15 protein-coding genes are annotated in these 19,500 nt (G+C 70.6%); 7 read left to right on the top strand and 8 right to left on the bottom strand.

Annotation, left to right across the window (positions count from 1 at the left end):
• Nucleotides 1-97: 97 nt before the first annotated feature.
• Nucleotides 98-1,018: a patatin-like phospholipase family protein gene (locus tag AC1DXJ_RS15535; protein WP_477637445.1), complete on the top strand. Its 921-nt coding sequence runs from the start codon at nt 98-100 to the stop codon at nt 1,016-1,018.
• Nucleotides 1,015-1,356, top strand: coding sequence for a hypothetical protein (locus AC1DXJ_RS15530; RefSeq protein WP_477637444.1), 342 nt, complete (start codon nt 1,015-1,017; stop codon nt 1,354-1,356). The genes AC1DXJ_RS15535 and AC1DXJ_RS15530 overlap by 4 nt, the downstream gene beginning before the upstream one ends.
• A gap of 83 nt (nt 1,357-1,439) precedes the next feature.
• On the opposite strand, the gene AC1DXJ_RS15525 is transcribed toward AC1DXJ_RS15530, so the two are convergent.
• Complete coding sequence (locus AC1DXJ_RS15525) at nt 1,440-1,691, bottom strand: hypothetical protein (protein ID WP_477613197.1); 252 nt, start codon at nt 1,689-1,691, stop codon at nt 1,440-1,442.
• 91 nt (nt 1,692-1,782) lie between these two features.
• Here AC1DXJ_RS15525 and AC1DXJ_RS15520 point away from each other — a divergent pair, with 91 nt between their 5' ends.
• Entirely contained in the window at nt 1,783-5,595 is a 3,813-nt protein-coding gene (locus tag AC1DXJ_RS15520; protein ID WP_477637443.1) for a DUF7379 domain-containing protein, read from the top strand.
• A gap of 24 nt (nt 5,596-5,619) precedes the next feature.
• Here AC1DXJ_RS15520 and AC1DXJ_RS15515 read toward each other — a convergent pair whose 3' ends face one another.
• Nucleotides 5,620-6,036: a hypothetical protein gene (locus tag AC1DXJ_RS15515; RefSeq protein WP_477637442.1), complete on the bottom strand. Its 417-nt coding sequence runs from the start codon at nt 6,034-6,036 to the stop codon at nt 5,620-5,622.
• Nucleotides 6,037-6,123: 87 nt separating this feature from the next.
• Complete coding sequence (locus AC1DXJ_RS15510; protein WP_477637441.1) at nt 6,124-8,535, bottom strand: glycoside hydrolase family 31 protein; 2,412 nt, start codon at nt 8,533-8,535, stop codon at nt 6,124-6,126.
• Between the two features lie 80 nt (nt 8,536-8,615).
• Here AC1DXJ_RS15510 and AC1DXJ_RS15505 point away from each other — a divergent pair, with 80 nt between their 5' ends.
• Nucleotides 8,616-9,968, top strand: coding sequence for a class II 3-deoxy-7-phosphoheptulonate synthase (locus AC1DXJ_RS15505; RefSeq protein WP_477613193.1), 1,353 nt, complete (start codon nt 8,616-8,618; stop codon nt 9,966-9,968).
• A gap of 104 nt (nt 9,969-10,072) precedes the next feature.
• Nucleotides 10,073-11,146, top strand: a complete 1,074-nt coding sequence (locus tag AC1DXJ_RS15500; protein WP_477637440.1) for a threonine aldolase family protein — start codon at nt 10,073-10,075, stop codon at nt 11,144-11,146.
• Here the strand turns inward: AC1DXJ_RS15500 and AC1DXJ_RS15495 are convergent.
• The 3 genes from AC1DXJ_RS15495 to AC1DXJ_RS15485 all read right to left on the bottom strand — a co-directional run bounded on the left by AC1DXJ_RS15495 (nt 11,134) and on the right by AC1DXJ_RS15485 (nt 15,432).
• Nucleotides 11,134-12,003: a DMT family transporter gene (locus tag AC1DXJ_RS15495; RefSeq protein ID WP_477613191.1), complete on the bottom strand. Its 870-nt coding sequence runs from the start codon at nt 12,001-12,003 to the stop codon at nt 11,134-11,136. The genes AC1DXJ_RS15500 and AC1DXJ_RS15495 overlap by 13 nt on opposite strands.
• Before the next feature lie 35 nt (nt 12,004-12,038).
• Nucleotides 12,039-14,030 carry a Stk1 family PASTA domain-containing Ser/Thr kinase gene (pknB, locus tag AC1DXJ_RS15490; RefSeq protein WP_477613190.1) on the bottom strand — a complete coding sequence of 664 codons (1,992 nt, stop codon included), beginning with the start codon at nt 14,028-14,030 and terminating at the stop codon, nt 12,039-12,041.
• Nucleotides 14,031-14,112: 82 nt separating this feature from the next.
• A complete protein-coding gene (locus AC1DXJ_RS15485) occupies nt 14,113-15,432 on the bottom strand; it encodes a lytic transglycosylase (RefSeq protein ID WP_477637439.1) in 1,320 nt (439 codons plus the stop codon).
• A 231-nt stretch (nt 15,433-15,663) separates the two neighbouring features.
• Here AC1DXJ_RS15485 and AC1DXJ_RS15480 point away from each other — a divergent pair, with 231 nt between their 5' ends.
• Complete coding sequence (locus AC1DXJ_RS15480) at nt 15,664-16,047, top strand: Rv2175c family DNA-binding protein (RefSeq protein ID WP_477613188.1); 384 nt, start codon at nt 15,664-15,666, stop codon at nt 16,045-16,047.
• Nucleotides 16,048-16,081: 34 nt separating this feature from the next.
• Here the strand turns inward: AC1DXJ_RS15480 and AC1DXJ_RS15475 are convergent, their stop codons facing one another.
• The gene (locus AC1DXJ_RS15475) at nt 16,082-17,167 is read right to left on the bottom strand and encodes a polyprenyl synthetase family protein (protein WP_477637438.1); all 1,086 of its coding nucleotides are present in this window, start codon (nt 17,165-17,167) and stop codon (nt 16,082-16,084) included.
• A 94-nt stretch (nt 17,168-17,261) separates the two neighbouring features.
• Here AC1DXJ_RS15475 and metF point away from each other — a divergent pair, with 94 nt between their 5' ends.
• Complete coding sequence (gene metF, locus AC1DXJ_RS15470; protein WP_477637437.1) at nt 17,262-18,200, top strand: methylenetetrahydrofolate reductase [NAD(P)H]; 939 nt, start codon at nt 17,262-17,264, stop codon at nt 18,198-18,200.
• A gap of 24 nt (nt 18,201-18,224) precedes the next feature.
• Here the strand turns inward: metF and AC1DXJ_RS15465 are convergent, their stop codons facing one another.
• On the bottom strand, nt 18,225-19,481 hold the full coding sequence (locus tag AC1DXJ_RS15465; protein ID WP_477637436.1) for an MFS transporter: 1,257 nt from the start codon (nt 19,479-19,481) through the stop codon (nt 18,225-18,227).
• Between the last annotated feature and the right edge of the window lie 19 nt (nt 19,482-19,500).

Raw genomic sequence — 19,500 nt, 5'->3', positions numbered from 1 at the left:
ACACGGAACTACCTAACCGCGTCAGGGGGTGGACGTCGATAGCCGTCGGCAGCCTCACCCGGGCAGTCGGCCTCCCGGGTGCATAGAGTGCCCGGTCATGAGCGAGCGAGCGTCGACCTCGGCGGCAGCCCTGAGCAGGGCGTTGGTCTTGGGTGGGGGCGGATCGGCAGGCAATGCGTGGCTCATCGGCGTCAGCGCCGGCCTGGTGGATGCCGGGTTGGATGTGACCGAGGCCGACCTGGTCATCGGGACGTCGGCCGGTGCGACGGCCGCCGCCCAGATCACCAGCGCGAGTCCGACCACCCTGCTTGCCGACATCGTCGGCCCTGCGGCCCCGCCGCGGACTGCTCCGGTGGCAACCAGTGGTCGACGCGTTCGCACCGGGCCGGTGGTCGACCACCTGGAGAGAACGAACCGAATCATCGCCGCCGCTGAGGACGCGGCCGACATGCGCCGCAGAATGGGTGCGGCGGCGCTCGACCTGGAGGCGGCGTCGGATGGGTCCGGGCACACGCGGTGGCGCGCCACCGTCGCCGCCCGGCTGCCCAGCCAGCAATGGCCGGAACGCAGGATGCTGATCACCGCGGTCGATGCCCACACGGGTGAACCGGTCGTGTTCGACCGCCACAGTGCGGTGCCGCTGGCGGACGCCGTCGCCGCCAGCACAGCGAGCGGCGTCGCCTACCGCATCGGCAGCGCTCGATACATCGACGGCGGTTACCGTCGCAACGAGAACGCCGATCTCGCGGCCGGCTACGGGCGGGTGCTGGTGCTTTCTCCACTCGGAGGCCGAACGCGGCACCCGCTGCTCTGGGGGATGCACCTTGCAGCGCAGGTCGACGAGCTGCGCGCGGGCGGCAGCAGAGTCGCGACGATCCTGCCGGATGCCAACTCCCTCAACGCGTTCGGCACGAATCTGATGGACCCGTCGACGCGTCCGCCCGCTGCTCGAGCCGGTTACGAGCAGGGCAGGTCCCTGGCCGAGCAGCTGATCGAGTTTCTAGACTTCGGCGGGTGAGCAGGACGCCCAGCCACCAGGGGAGATCGCTCGCCGCACTCGCCCTTGCCGTTGCGGCGCTGTCGACGCTGCCAGCCGCCATCGGTTTCGGTTGGCAGGACAGTCCGTTGGGCTTCGGCGAAGTGGCCTTCAGCATCGAGGACTTCGGCATCGCGGGAGCTGCCATGGGCGCCTTGGCGATGGCTGTGGCCGTGTCAGCGCTGCGCGCCAACCGGCGCGATCACGAGCCGGTGTGGGTCGCGGGATCGGCGATTGCCGTTTCCGTGGCAGCCATGGTGGCAGGCCTCGTGCTGCCCGTCAGCCTCTTGTGCTACTTCGAGAACGCCGGTACCTGCTGATCCGCACCGCACGGTGACACAACGGACGTGACCCGTGCCACGAGCCATCAGCGCATCCATGGGGTATGCCGCGCTGCGCCGCCTCAGCGTGCGAGGTCGGCGCTTCCCCGAGGCACCCGGTGCCGTCCCTGCTCGGGGCGCGGTTGCGGCGGGGCCGTGCGTCCCGACGTGAGCGGCGAGGGCAGGAGGGCGCCGACGGTGAGCCCCGCGAGACCGGCCAGGTACTCGTCCACCTGCTGGCCACTGACGGACAGGTAGATCACAGCGCCCAGGCTCGAGAGGGCTGCTACCACCATCGCCAGGCTCGAGACCCGGGACGTGAATTCGTCACGCATGACGATCCTCCAACCTCGGCTGGGCAGGTTACCCAACCTCTTGTCCTCAAAGAGGGGTCAGGCGCGCTGTTGATACCGAAGCGACGGCGTTATGTGTGGGGCCGCGGGGCGAGGGACAGCTGACGTCATTCTCGTGCAATTGCCGGAGTTGGGTCGCGTCGAATGGTCCTATCGTTCGATTGCGTCACAGGTTCTGGCGGGCAGCCTCGCCCTGCGGTGGAGGGTTGGCCAAGGCGGAAGGAACGACACGATGCCGAGTCGGCAATGGACTTCTGGTGCGCTGACAGTGACCTACCCCGACTCGTACTCAGTCGGGACGGCCACGACCACGACCGGCAGCCCACCGAGTCCCGGTCGACGGCGCCGGAGCCCAACAGCCGGCCGGACCGCAGCCGGCCAGGAGAACGTGACCGGTGCTCTCCTGGACGCCCTCGCCGACCAGGACCTCGAGCTGGTCGAGCCCGTGGAGCTGGTGCCGCCCCGCCCGGCCCCGGGAAGGCGTGCCCCCAGCCGGGCGGCCACCGTCAGCCTGGACCTCGATGTCGCGCCAGAGGAGTCAGCCGTGATCCTGCTGGAGCAGGACGGCTTCTACTCCTGGCAGCTGCCCACCGACAACGGAACCCCGACCGTGAGGGCGCGACGCGGCCGCGGCCCGGCGCGGCGGCAGGTGCACTTCGAGCTCGACGTCCGTGCGTCCGAGCCGGCCACGGCGGCGCCGGCTCCGTCTCGGACGGTCCGGGGCCCCTTGGGCGACTTCGTCGTGGGCCGCGCCAAGGCCTACGTCCTCAAGTTCGTGGCAGGGCTGGTCCCCGGACAGCTCATGGGCTTCCTGGAGCGACACGTGACGCCCGGCCTTGTCATCATGCAGGGCAAGGACGTCAGCAAGTGGTCGCGGGTGAGCACGCTCGGGGACGTGAAGCTGCCCCAGGACCGGCCGGCCCGCATCCTGCTCTTCGTGCACGGGACCTTCTCCTCCACGGTGGGCAGCTACGGCGCACTGACCTCCACCGACCACGGCCGAGCGTTCCTGGATGCTGCGGGCACGGCATACGACGCCATCCTCGGATTCGACCACCCGACCCTGAGCAAGGACCCACTGGAGAACGCCACAGAGCTCCTGGCGCGACTCGAGAAGAACGCGCTGAAGGCGCCGCCGACCATCGACATCGTGTGCTACAGCCGCGGAGGTCTGGTTGCGCGGAGTCTCGTGGAGTACCTGCTGCCGTCCTCGCCCTGGCGCGCCACCGTGCAGCGGATGATCTTCGTGGGGGCCACCAATGCCGGGACGCGGCTGGCCGAGCCGGCGAACTGGAACACCTTCGTCGACCTGTACACGAACCTGGTCGCCGCCTCCGCGCGCGCGATCGGGCTCCTGACGGGGAGCGCCCCCGCGGCGGAGATCGTGCGCGGCGTGGTCAAGAGCGTCGGCGCGTTCGTGAAGTACCTCGTGGCGGCCGCGGTCACCGACCGGAAGGTGCCCGGCCTTGCCGCGATGGAGCCGGACGGCAAGTTCGTGAAGATGCTCAACGAGGTCCAGCCCGGTCAGCCCGGCGCCGGGACACCCTGGTATGCAGTGTCCTCCGACTTCGAGCCGAAGCTCTTCGCTCACGGGGCCGGGACGCCCGAGCTGCCGCGACGACTCCTGGATGCGCTGGCAGACGGTCTGGTGGACCAGTTGATGGGGGTCCAGAACGACCTCGTGGTCCATACGTCCTCCATGGCGGCGATCGACCTCGGATCCGGCGGTGGCTTCGTCAAGGAGACGCTCGACTTCGGCGCAAACGGTGTGGTTTACCACCTCAACTACTTCATCCAGCCGCAGGTCACCACCGCCCTCGCCGCCTGGCTGGGGGTCGGGGGACCGGCGCAGCCGGCGGTGGCCCCCGGCTCGATGGTGGGGCCGAGCCTGCCGCACCGCGCGATCCGCAACATCCGGGTGGTCCCCGTCGACGCGACACCACGAGAGGGACGTGCGGCAGCCCGGGACGCCGACTTCGTCGTGGTCACCCGCGAGCACCAAGGGCAGACGCTGCACTACGCCATCGACCCTGCGACGCTCACCCGCGCACTGCGGGGGGCCAAGGCAGACACGGCCATCGGTGACGCCCTAGGTCTACAGGAGGTGATGCGCAGCCCCACCGTCGAGGTCGGGCGGGTGCCGGGCCCGCTGCCGCGCGAGACGGGACCCCAGGGTCGCCCCCTGCCGAGGACGCGGCGGACCCGCGTCGTCCTGGACCGTGGGGCTCCCGTCGGCGTCGTCGAGGAGGTCGCACCCACGGCCGGCGCCCGCCGTGGCACCAGGAGCCCCGAGTTCGAGTCCGCTGCCAAGCCGCCCGAGCCGACGTCCGGGGCACCCTCAAGACGAGCCCGAAGCCGCGATGTTTCGGTGTTCATGGCGGCCGACCTGCCGTCGGACCTCGTGGTCGGCCACACGGTCAGCCTCAGCTGCCGCCTCTCACGGGAGGAGCTGAAGGCGGCGGCGACCGGCGCGAGTGGCGCGGGTGGTGGCAAGGTCGACTCGACCAGAGAGCTCATCGTGCAGGTCCTGCCGAAGCAGAACGTCGAGACGGTGGGGGATGACCGGGTCACGACCGAGGTCCCGGCCCCGGGTGAGGTCGCCGAGTTCCTCTTCGACGTGCAACCCACGCACGCGGGCGACGGCGAGGTCTGGGTCGTGCTGCGCCAGGGCCCGGCTGCCCTGGTGACCCTGCGGCTCACGGCGACGGTCTCGGGCACGGCGACAGTCGCCCGACCGGGTCGTGTCTCTGCCGAGGCCCGGGTCCAGACGGATCCCGGGCTGGTCACTGGTGTTGACGGCGTCCAGTGGCTGCGGATCAACGAGCGCCAGAACGGCGGGGACACGTACTACGACTACGACGTCCAGTCGCAGGAGCTCGGGATCCTGCGGCAGTTCACGTCGCCACCCCTGCAGAACCGTGAGGCGTTCGTCAACGGCCTCTACACGAAGATCGAGGAGCGCTGGCTGAGCAGCAAGGGCGACGAACAGACCTTCCAGCGGGAGCTGCGGGTCTTCGGGGGTCAGCTGTTCGACCAGCTGTTCCCTGCGGAGCTGCAGGACGTGTTGTGGGAGAACAGGAGTCGGCTGGGCCAGCTCATGGTGATGTCCCAGGAACCCTTCATCCCCTGGGAGCTCGTGCACCTCAAGGAACGCGGGAAGAAGCTCGGCACGGAGACCCTGTTCCTCGGGCAGTTCGGCATGGTCCGGTGGCTGTGGGGGACCTTCCCCCGGCCGGTGAGATTCCGCACCCGCAAGGGCAAGGTGCTTTCCCTGTGCCCGGCCTACGCCAACCCGGACTGGGTGCTCACCGAAGTGACCCAGGAGGAGGAGTTCCTCAAGCGGCGGCTCGGCGCCAAACCAGTCGCGGCGGAGCAGGGCGCAGTCCTCGACATCATCCAGAACGGTGGTTTCGACCTCCTGCACTTCGCCGGCCACGGCGCCGCCTCCAACACCGCTGCGTCCGACGCCAGGATCCTGCTGGCCGGTCGCGCGGAGAACGGCAGCTATGTCGAGGAGTCGCTGAGCGCGAGCGCTGTCGAGCAGCTGGCCGACCTCGCCGATGCCAAGGGCAATGGTCCGCTCGTCGTGCTCAACGCCTGTCAGGCGGGGCGGGTCGCCCGCCAGCTGTCGAGCCTCGGCGGCTTCGCGCAGGCCTTCCTGGGAGGTGGGGCGGGAGCCTTCATCAGCTCCTTGTGGTCGGTCGGCGACGAGCCGGCGCGCACCTTCGTCGAGACCCTCTACACCGAGCTCCTCGGGGGAGCCACCATGGCCAAGGCCGTGGTGGCGGCACGGGACAAGGCTCGTGCCGACGGTGATGCGACGTGGCTGGCCTACGTCGTGTACTCGCACCCCGGGGCGACCCTGCAGCCACCCGGCGGGTCGTGAGCGGAGCTTCTCGACTCGGCTCCCTCACCACCGCACGTGACGCACGAGCTCGATGAGCGTGAGCAGATAGAGGGTGAACTTGAGGACCGCCACGACCGCCAGGATGCCTGTGCCCGGCGCCGAGCCACGTCGGGTCAAGAGACCGATGAGGAGGTTCTCCAGCAGGTCCATCCCTGCGGCACCCAGTGGGAGCCCCCACCTCGCGTCGGCTGCGCGGAGGAGCAGGGTCGCCGAGAGCCCGAATGCCGCGATGAAGATCAGGTCGAGCCACAGACCGGCGCGCACGGACGACGCGCCTCCTGCCCGGTCGACAGCCGCCGCGAATCGCGGGGGAGTTCCCGCCAGGGCCACGCCCGGCTGCTTCCCGAAGCCTCGGTGCAGCAAGCCTGTTACCACCAGGAAGACGACAGCAGCGAGGAGAAGCACCAGCTCTGCCCACATGGCAGCCCCCATCCGTGGGTGTCCGAGGTCTTGGTGCCCGAGGGCTCCGATGCCATAGTGCCAGCGCGGCGGTGAGGCTGCAGCGTGTCAGTACTGGGCCAGGATCAGCTCGAGGACGGCGGCCTCGACCTCACGGTCGAGGTCGAGACCGCGCACGCGCGCAGCCGCGTCTGTGGGCCCGTCCGCCGACTCGACCAGGTCGAAGGCGGTGCTCTTCAGGTTGTAGTCGATCCGCGCCCGGTCGAGCACCTGGCCCACCGCCTCGACGGTCCGCGACCAGTCGAAGGGCCGGACGTCGCCGAGGGTGACCGTCAGGCCGCCCCCGATGGCGACGTCGCCGAGGGCGAACCGCGTGCCGCTGGTCGTGGGTTCGGGGGAGAGAGTCGTCTCGACCCCGCCCTGGCTGGTCATGCTGGCGCCGGCTTCGACGCCGAGGACGAGCAGCGTCCAGCTGCGTGAGGCAGGGAGGACGTCGACCGCTCCCGTGGGCGCCGCGATCACCAGGGTGCCGCTGGACTCGTCCCAGGTGGTCGTCGTGACCGCGGTGTGCGCCGCGGTGCTCCCGTCGTCCGGGCCCCTGCTCCCGTCGTCGGCACCGCTGCTCCCGTCGTCCTCGACGAGGTCGAACCGGCCGTCCGCCCCGACGGCCAGGACGAGCTCGATGTGCTCGGGGACTGCCGTACCCACGGAGGCGTCGTCCGAGCCAGCCAGCGGAAGGAGGCCGCCCGCGCGCACCAACACCGGGAGGGTCTCCAGCGGCCGGTGCAGTCGCACCTGCCTCCCGCCGCGGTACCGCGTGCCGGTGAACAGGTCGGTCCACACGCCGTCGGGCAGCCAGGCCTGCGCGCTGCCCAGCCCGAGGACCTCCTGCTGTGGGCTGGTGATCGGGGCCACCACGAGCTCGGTCCCGAAGCGGAACTGGTTCGGCACGGCATACGCCTCGATGGCTCCGGGGTCGGCCCAGTACATCGGCTCGACGAGCGGCGCACCCTCGCGCGCGGCGCGGGCGTTCATGGTGTGCAGGTAGGGGACGAGCCGGTGCCGCAGCCGCAGGAAGGTGTCGATCGTGGTGCGGGCCTGGGCGGGGAAGGTCCAGGGCTCCTTGCGGATGAAAGGGTGCAGCGTCGAGTGCAGGCGCATGATCGGTGAGAAGACACCGAGCTGCACCCAGCGGACGGTCAGGTCGTCGTCACGGCTGCCGTACCAGTGGCCACCGATGTCGTGGCTCCACCAGCCGTAGCCGATGTTGGACGAGCTCGCGGTGAAGTAGGGCTGGAAGGCGAGGGAGTCCCACGTGATGTGCGTGTCGCCCGAGAAGCCGACGGGATAGCGATGGCTGCCCGGACCGGCATACCGGGAGAAGGTGATGGGGAGCTGACCTCGTCTGGCTGAGTCGTTGAAGTGCTCGATGTTCAACAACCACAACGGATCCACGCCGGGTGTGCGGCTGAACGAGCCCTGCTGCCAGTCCAGCCACCAGAAGTCGACGCCCTCGTCCTCGAGCGGGTGGTGGAGCCGCTGGAAGTAGGAGTCCATGAAGCGGGGGTCGGTCGGGTCGAAGGCCACTGCGCGCTCGCTGGCCGGGTCGACGCCCATGTCCTCGGCGACCTGTGGGTAGGCGTCCTCGAACGCGCGGACCCCGTCGGCGGGATGGACGTTGAGCGTCACGGCGAGGCCGCGGCGGTGCAGCTCGGCGAGGAAGGTGGGCGGATCGGGGAAGAGGTCACGGTTCCACGAGTAGCCGGTCCACCCGGTGCCGAACCGTGAGTCGATGTCGACCCAGTGCCAGTCCATGTCGAGGACCGCGACCGACAGCGGCACCCCCTCTGCCTCGAACCTGTCGAGCAGCTCGAGGTACTCGTCCGCGGAGTAGGGGTGGTAGCGGCTCCACCAGTTGCCGAGGGCCCAACGGGGGAGCATCGGCACGGCCCCGGACACTGCGTAGAGGTCGGCGACGGCGGCGCGGTAGTCGTGGCCGCGGACGAACACGTAGAGGTCCCGGGTGCCCGGGCGACGCACGGCAGGGCGACCGTCCTCGATGAGGAACGAGTCGGAGTCGTCGATGACCGCGATGCCGGTCCGGGAGACCACACCCGGGCCGAGCGGGACGGCGCCGTCGACGTCATCGAGGGTGCGGGCCGTGCCGCCGAGCCCGTCGGCAGGCTGGCCGAACCGCCACTCGCTGGTGTGGGCATCGGGCATCGCTGACGTCGCCGTGACGACCAGACCACTCGGGCTGAACGGCTCGCCGTCGTAGTCGAGGTGCAGGCAGTCCGTCGACAGCTCGATCCGCTGACCCTGGCGGTGCACCTGCATGTCCGGCGCCGGCAGCGCGCGGTTGACCGCGAAGGTGCTGGCCCGGTCCTCGAACCCGCCCGACTCCGACCACTCGAGCCGCAGGAGCCCGGGGGTGAGGACGGTGATCCGCCAGCACTCGCCTGCAACCACCGCGTCGGGGTGCGCCACCGGGTTGCCGGGGACCGTTAGTCGAGAGGCCATGGATACCCTCCTTCGCGTCGAAGGGTATCGGGATCTGGGCCATGGGACGGGGTGCGCGCGGTCCCGCCTATCCTTGAGCGGTGAGCACCACGCAGCACCACGACGCCCTCGCCAGCCTCGCGGCCGGCGCCCACCTCCCGGCTGCCCAGCAGCCGGAGTGGCCCGACGCCGCCCGCCTCTCCAGCGCCGTCGCCGAGCTCGCGTCGTATCCGCCACTGGTGTTCGCGGGGGAGTGCGACGTCCTGAAGTCCCGGATGGCCGCAGCGGCACGTGGCGACGCCTTCGTCCTGCAGGGCGGGGACTGCGCGGAGACGTTCGCGTCCGCGACCGCCGACAACATCCGCGACCGCGTGAAGACCATCCTGCAGATGGCCGCCGTCCTCACCTATGGCGCCTCCGTCCCGGTCGTCAAGGTCGGCCGGATGGCCGGCCAGTACGCCAAGCCGCGCAGCAGCGGCGCCGAGACGCGCGAGGGAGTCACCCTCCCGGCATACCGCGGCGACATGGTCAACGACTTCGACTTCACCCTCGAGTCACGCACGCCCAACCCGCAGCGACTGGTGCAGGCCTACCACGCGAGCACGGCCACGCTGAACCTCGTGCGGGCCTTCACCCAGGGTGGCTTCGCCGACCTGCGCCACGTCCACGACTGGAACCGTGGCTTCGTCGCCAACGCGGCCAACAACCGCTACGAGCGGCTGGCCAAGGACATCGACAAGGCGATGAAGTTCATGCAGGCCTGTGGCGCCGACTTCGACGCCATGCGCACCACCGAGTTCTTCTCGTCCCACGAGGCGCTGCTGCTCGACTACGAGCGACCGCTGACCCGCGTCGACAGCCGCACGGGCGAGCTCTACGACACCAGCGGCCACTTCATCTGGGTCGGCGAGCGCACCCGCGACATCGACGGCGCGCACATCGACTTCGTCTCCAAGGTGCTCAACCCGATCGGCATCAAGCTGTCCGCCAAGGCCGAGATCGACGACGTCCTGCGCCTGATCGACAAGGTCGACCCCGACCGTGAGCCGGGTCGCCTGACCTTCATCACCCGCATGGGGGCCAAGACCGTCCGTGACGCCCTCCCGACCCTGGTCGAGAAGATCACCGGCTCGGGCGCGCAGGTCACCTGGATCTGCGACCCGATGCACGGCAACACCTTCGAGTCGGCCAGCGGATACAAGACCCGGGACTTCGAGGACGTCGTCGAGGAGGTGCGCGGCTTCTTCGAGGTGCACCAGGGGCTCGGCACGGTCCCCGGCGGCATCCACGTCGAGCTCACCGGCAACGACGTCACCGAGTGCATCGGCGGTGCCGAGAAGATCCTCGACGCCGACCTCAACAAGCGCTACGAGACGGTCTGCGACCCGCGGCTGAACCACCAGCAGAGCCTCGAGCTGGCCTTCCTCGTCGCCGAGATGCTGGCCAAGGACTGACGTCCGCGACGGGTCCGGCCCGGCCCGCCACCTGGCGAGCTTCGAGCAGGTATGCCGCCGGGTCGCCGGCCGTCCACGGTGGTCCACCTCCTAGGCTGGCTCGCATGCCTGCTGCGCCCCTGGTCGACCTGCTGTCCGACACCCTCACCCAGCCCACGGAGGCGATGCGCCGGGCGATGGCCGACGCCCCCGTCGGCGACGACGTCTTCGGCGAGGACCCGACGGTCCGACGGCTCGAGGAGCGGGTGGCCGAGCTGCTCGGGCACGAGGACGCGTTGTTCGCTCCGACCGGCTCGATGGCCAACCAGCTGTGCCTGCGCCTGCACGTCGCCCACGGTGAGGAGCTCATCGCGGACTCGCTGGCCCACGTCCTGCGCGCGGAGATGGGTGCCGCCGCGGTGCTGTCCGGCATCTCGTCGCGGTCCTGGGTAGCCGACCACGGGCTGCTCGACGCCGCCCAGCCGCTCGCGCTGATGATCCCCGACGGCGGCACCTACCAGGTCAACACGCGCCTGGTCGTCGTCGAGAACACCCACAACTTCGGGGGCGGAACGGTCCAGCCGCTCGACCAGATCGAAGCCCTGCGCGCGGGCACGCGGTCGCGGAACGTGGCGATGCACCTCGACGGCGCCCGCCTGTGGAACGCCCACGTCGCCACCGGCGTCCCGCTCGCAACCTATGGCGCGTTGTTCGACACCGTGAGCGTGTGCCTGTCCAAGGGGCTCGGCGCCCCGGTGGGTTCGGTCCTCGTCGGGTCGCGGGACCTCATGGCGCAGGCGCGGATCTGGCGCAAGCGGTTCGGGGGCGGCATGCGACAGGTCGGGATCCTGGCCGCGGCCGGCCTGCATGCGCTCGACCACCACCTGTTGCGGCTCGCCGACGACCACGCGCGCGCCCGACGTTTCGCCGAGGCAGCGGCAGCAGCGGTCCCCGCCTCGATCGACCCCCGGCGGGTGGAGACCAACATCGTCGTGCTCGACGTGGCGGGGGCGGGGTGGACCCCTGCGGCCTTCGTCGAGGAGGCGGGCAGACGCGGCATACGTCTCTATCCGGTGAGCACCACGGCGGTGCGCCTCGTCTGGCACCTCGACGTCGACGACGCCGGCACCGAATGCGCCATCGCCGAGCTGGTGCCACTGCTGGAACAAGGCCCCGACGCCAACCCTCAGACCTCGTGATGCAGCAGCTCGGCGGGCCGGTCCTCCTCCGCCGAAGCGCCGGCGCTGCGACCGAGCAGCTCGACGACGTACATCGCGGTGAGCACCAGCGCGCCCCCGAGCAGCATGCGCAGCGTGAGTGACTCGCCCCCGAACAGCACCGCGAAGAACGCCGCGAAGACCGGTTCCATCGTCATCACGATGGCCGCTCGGGTGGCGGGCAGGTGCGACTGCGCCCACGTCTGGGCCCAGAGAGCGACGGCTCCGGCGACCAGGGCCATGTAGAGCAGCGAGGTCCACTGGCCGCCGGTGGAGGGCAGGGTCACGCCTCCGGGGAGCGCGCCGACCAGCGCCACCACCGTGATGACCCCGACCTGCACGGTCGCCAGGCCGGTGGCGGAAGCAGCGGTCGAGAACCGGCCGAGCCCGATGATGTGCAACGCGTAGAGCACCGCCGCGGCCAGCGTGAGGGCCTCGCCGTAGCCCACCGAGATGCCGCGCAGCGAGAGCACCGCGAGCCCGGCGGTGGCGAGCAGGACGGCCAACCACGTCGTCCCCGGGATCCGGTCGCGGAGCAGGATCGCGGCGAGCACCGGTGTCAGCACGATGTAGGTGCCGGTGACGAACCCGGACACCGATGCGTCGGTGTGCTCGAGCCCGACCGTCTGCAGCAGCTGGGCGAGGCCGTAGAGGATCCCGAGGACGACACCGATCAGGACCTCACGCCGGGTCAGGGCGAGCAGCTGGCGCCGGAACAGCACGGCCATGACGACCGCCGCGATGGCGAAGCGCACGGTCAGGAAGTCGGCCGACGGCACGTGCTCGACGAGGTCACGGATGAGGAAGAACGTCGAGCCCCAGACCGCGGTGACCGACACGAGCAGCAGCGTCGCCAGCCGCGACGGGGACAGGGTCAGACGATCACCATCGTGACGACCGAGCCCTTGGGCGCCTCGGTGTTGGCCGCCGGGTTGGTGTGGTGGACAGTGCCGAAGATGCCACCCAGGGCGTTCTCACGCTTGACGTCGAAGCCGGCGGCTCGCAGGATCGCCTCGGCCTCGTCGGCCTGCTTGCCGGAGACGTCGGGCACCTTCACCAGGACCGGGCCCTTGGAGACGACCAGCTTGACCGTCTCGCCCTTGAACAGGGTGCCACCGGCCGGAGACTGCGAGATCACGTTGCCCTTGGCGATGGTGTCGCTGTTGGCCTGCTCGGTCGCGTCGACGGTGAGCCCGGCCTTGGACAGGGCGTCGACCGCCGCTGCGGCCGGCTTGTTGGTGAAGTCGGTGACCGGGATCGGCTGCCTGCCCTTGGACACGACGACGTTGACCTTGGTGCCGCGCTTGAGCGGGGTGCCGACCTTGGGGTCGACGCCCACCACGAGACCCGCGGCGACGGTCTCGTCGAAGGCCTCCTTGCTGGTCCCCACCGTCAGCTTGGCCGCCGTGATCTGGTCGCGCGCCTCGGCCGCGGACTTGTTGAGCACGTTGGGCACGGCATACCGCTCCGGTCCCTTGGAGACGGTGACCTTGACGTCGGTGCCGCGTCGCACCTCGGCGCCGGCGCCGGGGTCGGTGGACATGACCACGCCCTTGGGCACCGACTCGTCGAAGCTGTCGACCCGGTCGGCGCCGAGGTGGGCGACGTCCAGCTTGTCCTGGGCCTGGGCGAAGGTGAGGTTGGTGGTCGCCGGCACGACGGTGGGGGAGCCGGGACCCGCGAGGAACCACCAGGCGGCGATGCCCGCGACGAGGGCGACGCCGAGGGCGATCCAGATCCAGCGCCAGGGCCCTCCGCGACGGTCGTAGTCGTCGTCGCTGTCCATGGTGTCGACGCCCCGCCCGGGCAGCACGGGGGGACTCGTGGGGGTGCGGTCGATGGGCAGCGACAGCCGCGGCACGGGACGACCGGGGACGGCGGCATGGCGTGGTTCGTGACCGGCAGGCTCGTGACCGGTGGACGCCGGGAGCGCGCTGGTCCGCTCGACGGCCACGGTGCTCGCTCCACCGGCCAGGGCAGCGGGGCCCTCGGGTCGGCGGTCCAGCTCGGTCGGGGTCAGCATCGCCCGCGACTTGCGGACCTCGGTGAGGAAGTCCTCGGCGTCGTAGGGCCGGTGGTCGGGGTCGCGCGAAGTCGCCAGCGCCACGAGCGCGTCGAGCTCGGCAGGCACCGAGGTCACCCTCGACGACGGTGCCGGGATGGAACCGTGGACGTGCTGGTAGGCGATGTGGATCGGGGTGTCGCCGGTGAACGCCTTGGTGCCGGTGAGCATCTCGAACAGGATGAGCCCGGCGGCATAGACGTCACTGCGGGCGTCGGCGATGCCGCGCTCGACCTGCTCCGGGGAGAGGTAGGCCACCGTCCCGAGCAGGACACCGGTCTGGGAGGCGGTGGTCTGGGTCGAGACGGCTCGGGCGAGGCCGAAGTCGGCGACCTTCACCGTGCCGTCGTCCTCGCGCAGGATGATGTTCTCGGGCTTGACGTCGCGGTGGATGATGCCGCCGCGGTGGGCCGCGCCGAGTGCTTGCAGTACCGGACCCATGATGTCGAGGGCAGCGCGCGGGGTCAGCGGACCCTCGGCCTTCATCACCTCGCGCAGGGTCTGGCCCGGGACGTACTCCATCGCCAGGAACATGTGGCCGTCGTCCTCGCCCTGGTCGAAGACCGACACGACGTTGGGGTGGGACAGTCGCGCAGCCGAGCGCGCCTCACGCTTGAACCGGCTCACGAAGGCCTCGTCCTGCGCGAGGTCGTGGCGCATCACCTTCAGCGCGACGTCACGGTCCAGCCGGGTGTCCAGGGCGAGGTAGACGGACGCCATTCCGCCGTCGGCAATGTGCGACAGGACGCGGTAGCGCCCGTCGAACACACGCCCGAGCAACGACTCGGTGACACCGGAAGACACCCGCAAAGTGTAGGAGGTCTCGCTGGTCATCTCGTGCAGGCGGGTCCGTGGGCGCTGTCCCGACCGCATTCGTCAGGCTGGCTCACATCCGGGTGCGGTGCGCCTTGATGGCGGATACGTAGCCCTTGGTGTCGGCGTACATGCCGTTCTTCTGCACCGAGTAGAGACCTTGGTAGTAGCCGGCGATGGCCTGGTCGACCGTGCTGGCGGACCGCGTCAGTGAGCGCAGGATCACCACCCCCGCCGTGATGTTGTCCTGGGTGTTGAGCAGGTTGAGCTGTCGTCCGGCCATCTCGGAGGCCCACTGCCCGGACGACGGGATGACCTGCATGACACCGATGGCGTTGGCCACCGACACCTGGCGCTGGTTCCAGCCCGACTCCTGCCAGCCGACGGCCAGGGCCAGCTTGGGGTCCACGCCGTGGCGTCGCGCTGTCGCGACGATCATCGCCTGGGTCTGGCTGCGGCTGGGAACGGCGTGCCGGGCCAGGGCGGCGCGGTTGCGGTTGGCCGCGTTGACGATCGAGCTGGGGTAGGTGCGCCCTGCGAACGAGTTGGCGCTCGCGGCAGACTTGGCCGGCTTGGCCGGCACCTTGAGCCGCTGGCCCGGGTAGATGACCGAGGCCGCGGACAGCCGGTTGGTCTTGAGCAGGGCGGCGAGGGTGACGCTGTGCTTCGTGGCGATACCGCTGAGCGTGTCGCCGGCGCGCACCGCGTATGCCGCGGTGCCGGCGGGGCGGGTGGCCGCCGGCGTGGCCCCGTGGACCCTGAGGACCTGGCCGGGGTGGATGACGCTGCGGGCGTTCAGCCGGTTCAGCGAGTACACCGTCGGGAGGGCAGTCTTGGTGCGGGCGGCGACGACGCTGAGCGTGTCACCGCTGCGCACCCGGTAGGTGGTGATGGACGGCGCTGCGGCCGCCGGGCGGCGGGCGCTCGCGGCTCCGGCGCCGGGGATGCGGACCTTCTGGCCGACCTGCAGCACCGAGCGGGGGGAGAGCCGATTGGCCTTGAGGAGGGCGGCGAGGGACACACCCTTGCGCGCGGCGATGTGGCTCAGCGTGTCACCGGAACGGACGACGTACGTCGCTCGCTTGATCGCCGCAGCCCTCGCCGCGGCCGCGGCTCGTGCCCTGGCCGCCTCGGCGCGGGCCTGCGTGGCGGTCTTGGGCACCGACAGCCGCTGTCCGATGGACAGGTGGTTCCCGCCGTGGCTCAGGTGGTTGCGTGTCGCCAGGGTCCCCGTCGTGGTCCCCGTGCGGGCGGCGATGTCGGCCAGGGTGTCTCCGGTCCGGACCGTGTAGGCCACCCAGCCATAGGGGGCGGGCTTGGCTTTCTGGACGACGGCGACGGCCGCCTGGAGGGTGGCCGAAGGGAGCGCTGCCGGAGCGATCACTGGGGACATCGGGGGCTGCCTTTCGGGCTGTGGTGGAGCACGTGGTGGAGAGCCTCAGGTGGTGCAGGTGGTGGAACAGGTGATGGAACGGGTGGCTGGAGTGAACAGTGGGGCAAGTGTGACGATTGTGAAAGGTACACCATCGAAGGCCCCCATATCGACTTACATCGATGTAATTCACTCCCGGAGGCACTCCGGGACGCAATTTGCTTTGCAAGAGTTCGCTGGCACTCTTGTCCCGTGACCGATCAGCCTGCGGACCCCGCGGAGACCCCCCTCGAAGACCTCGTCGGCTCCTGGCTGACCGTGCCCGACATCGCCGAGCGGCTGGGCATTCCACTGTCGTCGGTGCGCAAGCTGATCGAGGACCGCGAGCTGCTCAGCGCCAGGGTCGGTGAGCGCAACGTCGTCGCGGTACCGGCGCAGTTCCTCGAGGAGGACGTGTTCCGTCACCTGCGGGGCACCTTCACCGTGCTCGCCGACGGAGGCCTGAACGACGCGGAGATCCTCCGCTGGCTGTTCACCCGCGACGAGACGCTGCGCGTCGCCGGGACCCCGGTCGACAACCTGGCGGCCGGGTTCAAGACCGAGGTGCGGCGCCGCGCGATGGAGCAGGCCTTCTAGCGGCGCCAGCCCAGGACGGGCGGCCTGAGGACGCCTAGTGGGCCCGGGTCGTCGAGCTGTCGATCAGCTGGTCGAGCACCCCTGCCGCCTCGGGTGCGAGCTCACGCGTCGACTTGAGAGCCATCCGCGCCGAGCCGGCGAGGCGGGCGATGTCGGCCTCGACCGCGTCGACCGCACCTGCGGCTGTGATCGCCTCGCGCAGCCGGTGCACCGTCTGGTCGTCGAGCGCGGGGTCGCCCAGTCGAGCCTCGATGAGTTCGACCCCGGCCGGGTCGGCCCCGGCGAGGGCGTGCGCGATCAGCACGGTGCGCTTGCCCTCTCGCAGGTCGTCGCCCGCGGGCTTGCCCGTCGCGGCCGGGTCGCCGAACACGCCCAGCAGGTCGTCGCGCAGCTGGAACGCCTGGCCGAGGTCGAGGCCGTAGCGGGACAGGGCCGAGAGGTCCTCCTCGGACGCGCCACCGGCAGTGGCCCCGATGAGAAGTGGGTGCTCGACGGTGTACTTGGCGCTCTTGAACCGGATCACGTGCTCTGCCCGGTCGATCCGCTCCTGGGTGGACACGCCGTCCCACGACCGCGCGGACTCCACGACGTCGAGGAACTGGCCGCCCATGAGCTGGGTTCGCATCACGTCGAAGACGCCTCGCCCGCGCGCGAGGTGGTCGGGGTCGAGACCGGACGTCGCGTAGATCTCCTCGGTCCAGTTGAGGCACAGGTTGCCGGCGAGGATCGCGCCGGCCACCCCGAACCGGTCGGCGTCGCCGGACCACGACTCACGCTCGTGGCGAGCTGCGAGCGAACGGTGCGCAGCCGGCATACCCCGCCGGGTGTCGCTGTCGTCCATGACGTCGTCGTGGATCAGCGCAGCCGCCTGGAAGAACTCCATGGCGGTGGCCACGCGGACGAGGGCGTCCGAGTCGGGCTGTCCGGTGGCGCGGTAGCCCCAGTAGAGGAAGGCGGCCCGCAGCCGCTTGCCGCCGGTGAGGAGGCGGGCGACGGCGCCGAGCAGCTCCTGCGCGTCGGGGCCCACCTCGGCGAGGACCCCGGCCTGGTGGGCGAGGACGTCGTCGACGGTGCGCTGTACGCGCTCACGAAGGGACGCGGCGTCGAGCGGGCTGGTCACCACGCGTTCCTCCCGGCGTCTGTCGATCCGTGGAATGTCTCATCCTGTGCTGGCACTGAGCCTACGGCGTGGGCCCTCGGCTAGTCTCACCGCCATGGCTTTGGGGCACACCTCGGGAGTGGATCGACCGACGCAGCAGCCGTTGTCGATCCCCGGAATGCTGGCGGCGCCGCATCCCTCGATCAGCTTCGAGTTCTTCCCGCCCAAGGACGACGCCGGGGAGGCCATGCTCTGGGACGCCATCCGCCGCCTGGAGTCCGTGCGACCCGACTTCGTCTCGGTCACCTACGGCGCGGGCGGCTCCAACCAGGACCGCACGGTGCGCGTCACCGAGCGGATCGCCCGTGAGACGACGTTGACGCCGTTGGCGCACCTGACCTGTGTCGGCGCGTCCGTGGCCGCGCTGCGCCAGGTCGTGGGCCTGTATGCCGCGAGCGGCGTCCGCAACATCCTCGCCCTCCGGGGCGACCCGCCGGGCAACGTCGGCGGCGAGTGGGTGGCTCACCCCGAGGGTCTCAACCACGCGACCGACCTCGTGGCGCTGGTGCGGACCCTGGGCGACTTCACGATCGGGGTCGCGGCGTTCCCTGATGTGCACCCAGCGTCGCCGAGCTTCGAGCACGACGTCGAGGTCATGGTCCGCAAGGCCGATGCCGGCGCGAGCTTCGCCATCACCCAGATGGTCTTCGACGCCGACAGCTACCTGCGGCTGCGCGACGCCGTGGCGGCTCGTCGCGACCTGCCGATCACCCCCGGACTGATGCCGGTGACGAACTTCAAGCAGGTGGCGAGGATGTCCGAGCTGATGGGCACCCCGTTGCCGCCGGCCGTCGTGGGCCGGCTCGAGGCGGTCTCGCACGACCCCGCCGCGACCCGTGAGGTGGGCGTGCAGATCGCCACCGAGCTCGCCGACCGGATGCTCCGTGAAGGCGCACCGGGGCTGCACTTCATCACGATGAACCGCTCGACGGCGACCCTCGAGGTCTACCGCAACCTCGACCTCACCACGCGCAGCGCCGCAGGCCTGGCCTGAGCGCTGTCCCCGTGGTCGGTTCGGTCAGTCCCGGGTGGTGAACGCCCTGGCCAGGGCGGCGGCGGCGGACAGCGCGACCACGGCCAGCCCGTAGACGGTTGCCGTCGTCTCGAGACCGAACCGCGGGACCGCGAACCCGGCGGCGACCGCCGGCAGCCCGAAGGCGAGGTAGCTGACGACGAACACGCTGGAGAAGAGCTCGCCGCGCTGGGCCGGCCCGACGGTCGGGGTGATCGAGCGCATGATCCCGAGGAAGGACGTGCCGAAGCCCGACCCCGCGACCACCGCGGCCAGGAGGAAGGCGACGAGCGACCCCGCGTGCAGCGCGACCAGTGTCAGCACCGTGCCGACGGCGAGCATGGTCGTGCCGTAGAGCGTGATCTGGCGGGCTGTGCGCTGTCGGCCGAGGTAGGAGCTGAGGGCGCCGACCCCGGTGAGCACCGTGACGACAGCACCCTGTTCGACGTGGCTGCGACCCCCGAGCAGCTGGCCGACGATGGGCGCGCCCAGGGAGAGATAGAGGCCACCGGTGGCCCAGCCGGCGAACAGGGCCGGTGCGCTGCGCCGGAACGCAGGTCGGGCAGCAGCAGGTATGCCGACCCGTGGACGCAGCGAGCGCAGCCACCCCTCGTGACGTGGCGAGGTCTCGGGAAGGGCGAGGACGCCCACCGCCAGTGCGAGGTAGGCCGCGGTGAGCGTCGCGAACACGAGCGGGAGGGCGTGCGGGCTGGAGTCCAGCACGGCACCGGCCGCGAGCGCGCCGGCGGCGAGACCGAACAGCGGGGTGACGCTGTTGAGCGTCGCGGCGAGTCCTGGGCGGGTGGCTGGCTCGAGGTCCACGACGGCTGCCGACATGGTCGACATCAGCAGGCCTGCGGCGACACCTTGCACTGCGCGCGAGACCAGCAGGGTGCCGACGCCGTCGGCGTGCCAGAAGCCGACCATGCTCACCGCGAGGACCAGGAAGCCCACGGCCAGCACCGGTCGGCGTCCGATGTGGTCGGACAGGGAGCCGGTCACGAGCAGGGTGACCAGGAGGGTGACGGCATACACCCCGAAGATGGTGGTCATCGTCCCCGCCGAGAAGCCGATCTGGGTCTGGAGCACCGGGTAGAAGGGTGATGGTGCGCTCGCGCCGACCATCAGCGCCACGACCGACGCGAGGGCGAGCACGAAGGCGGGGCGACGGGGGAGCCGGCGTCCGCGTCCCTCACCGTCGGCGGTGGAGCTCTTGGTGGTCGAGCTGGTCGTTCCGGTCGGGATGCTGCTGGTCGCACTCATGACGGGCCTCTCGGACGAA

This window comes from Pedococcus sp. P2_D9 (assembly GCF_056404275.1).
The sequence above is the reverse complement of the archived record's forward strand: the minus strand, read 5'-3'. Positions and strand labels throughout refer to the sequence as shown.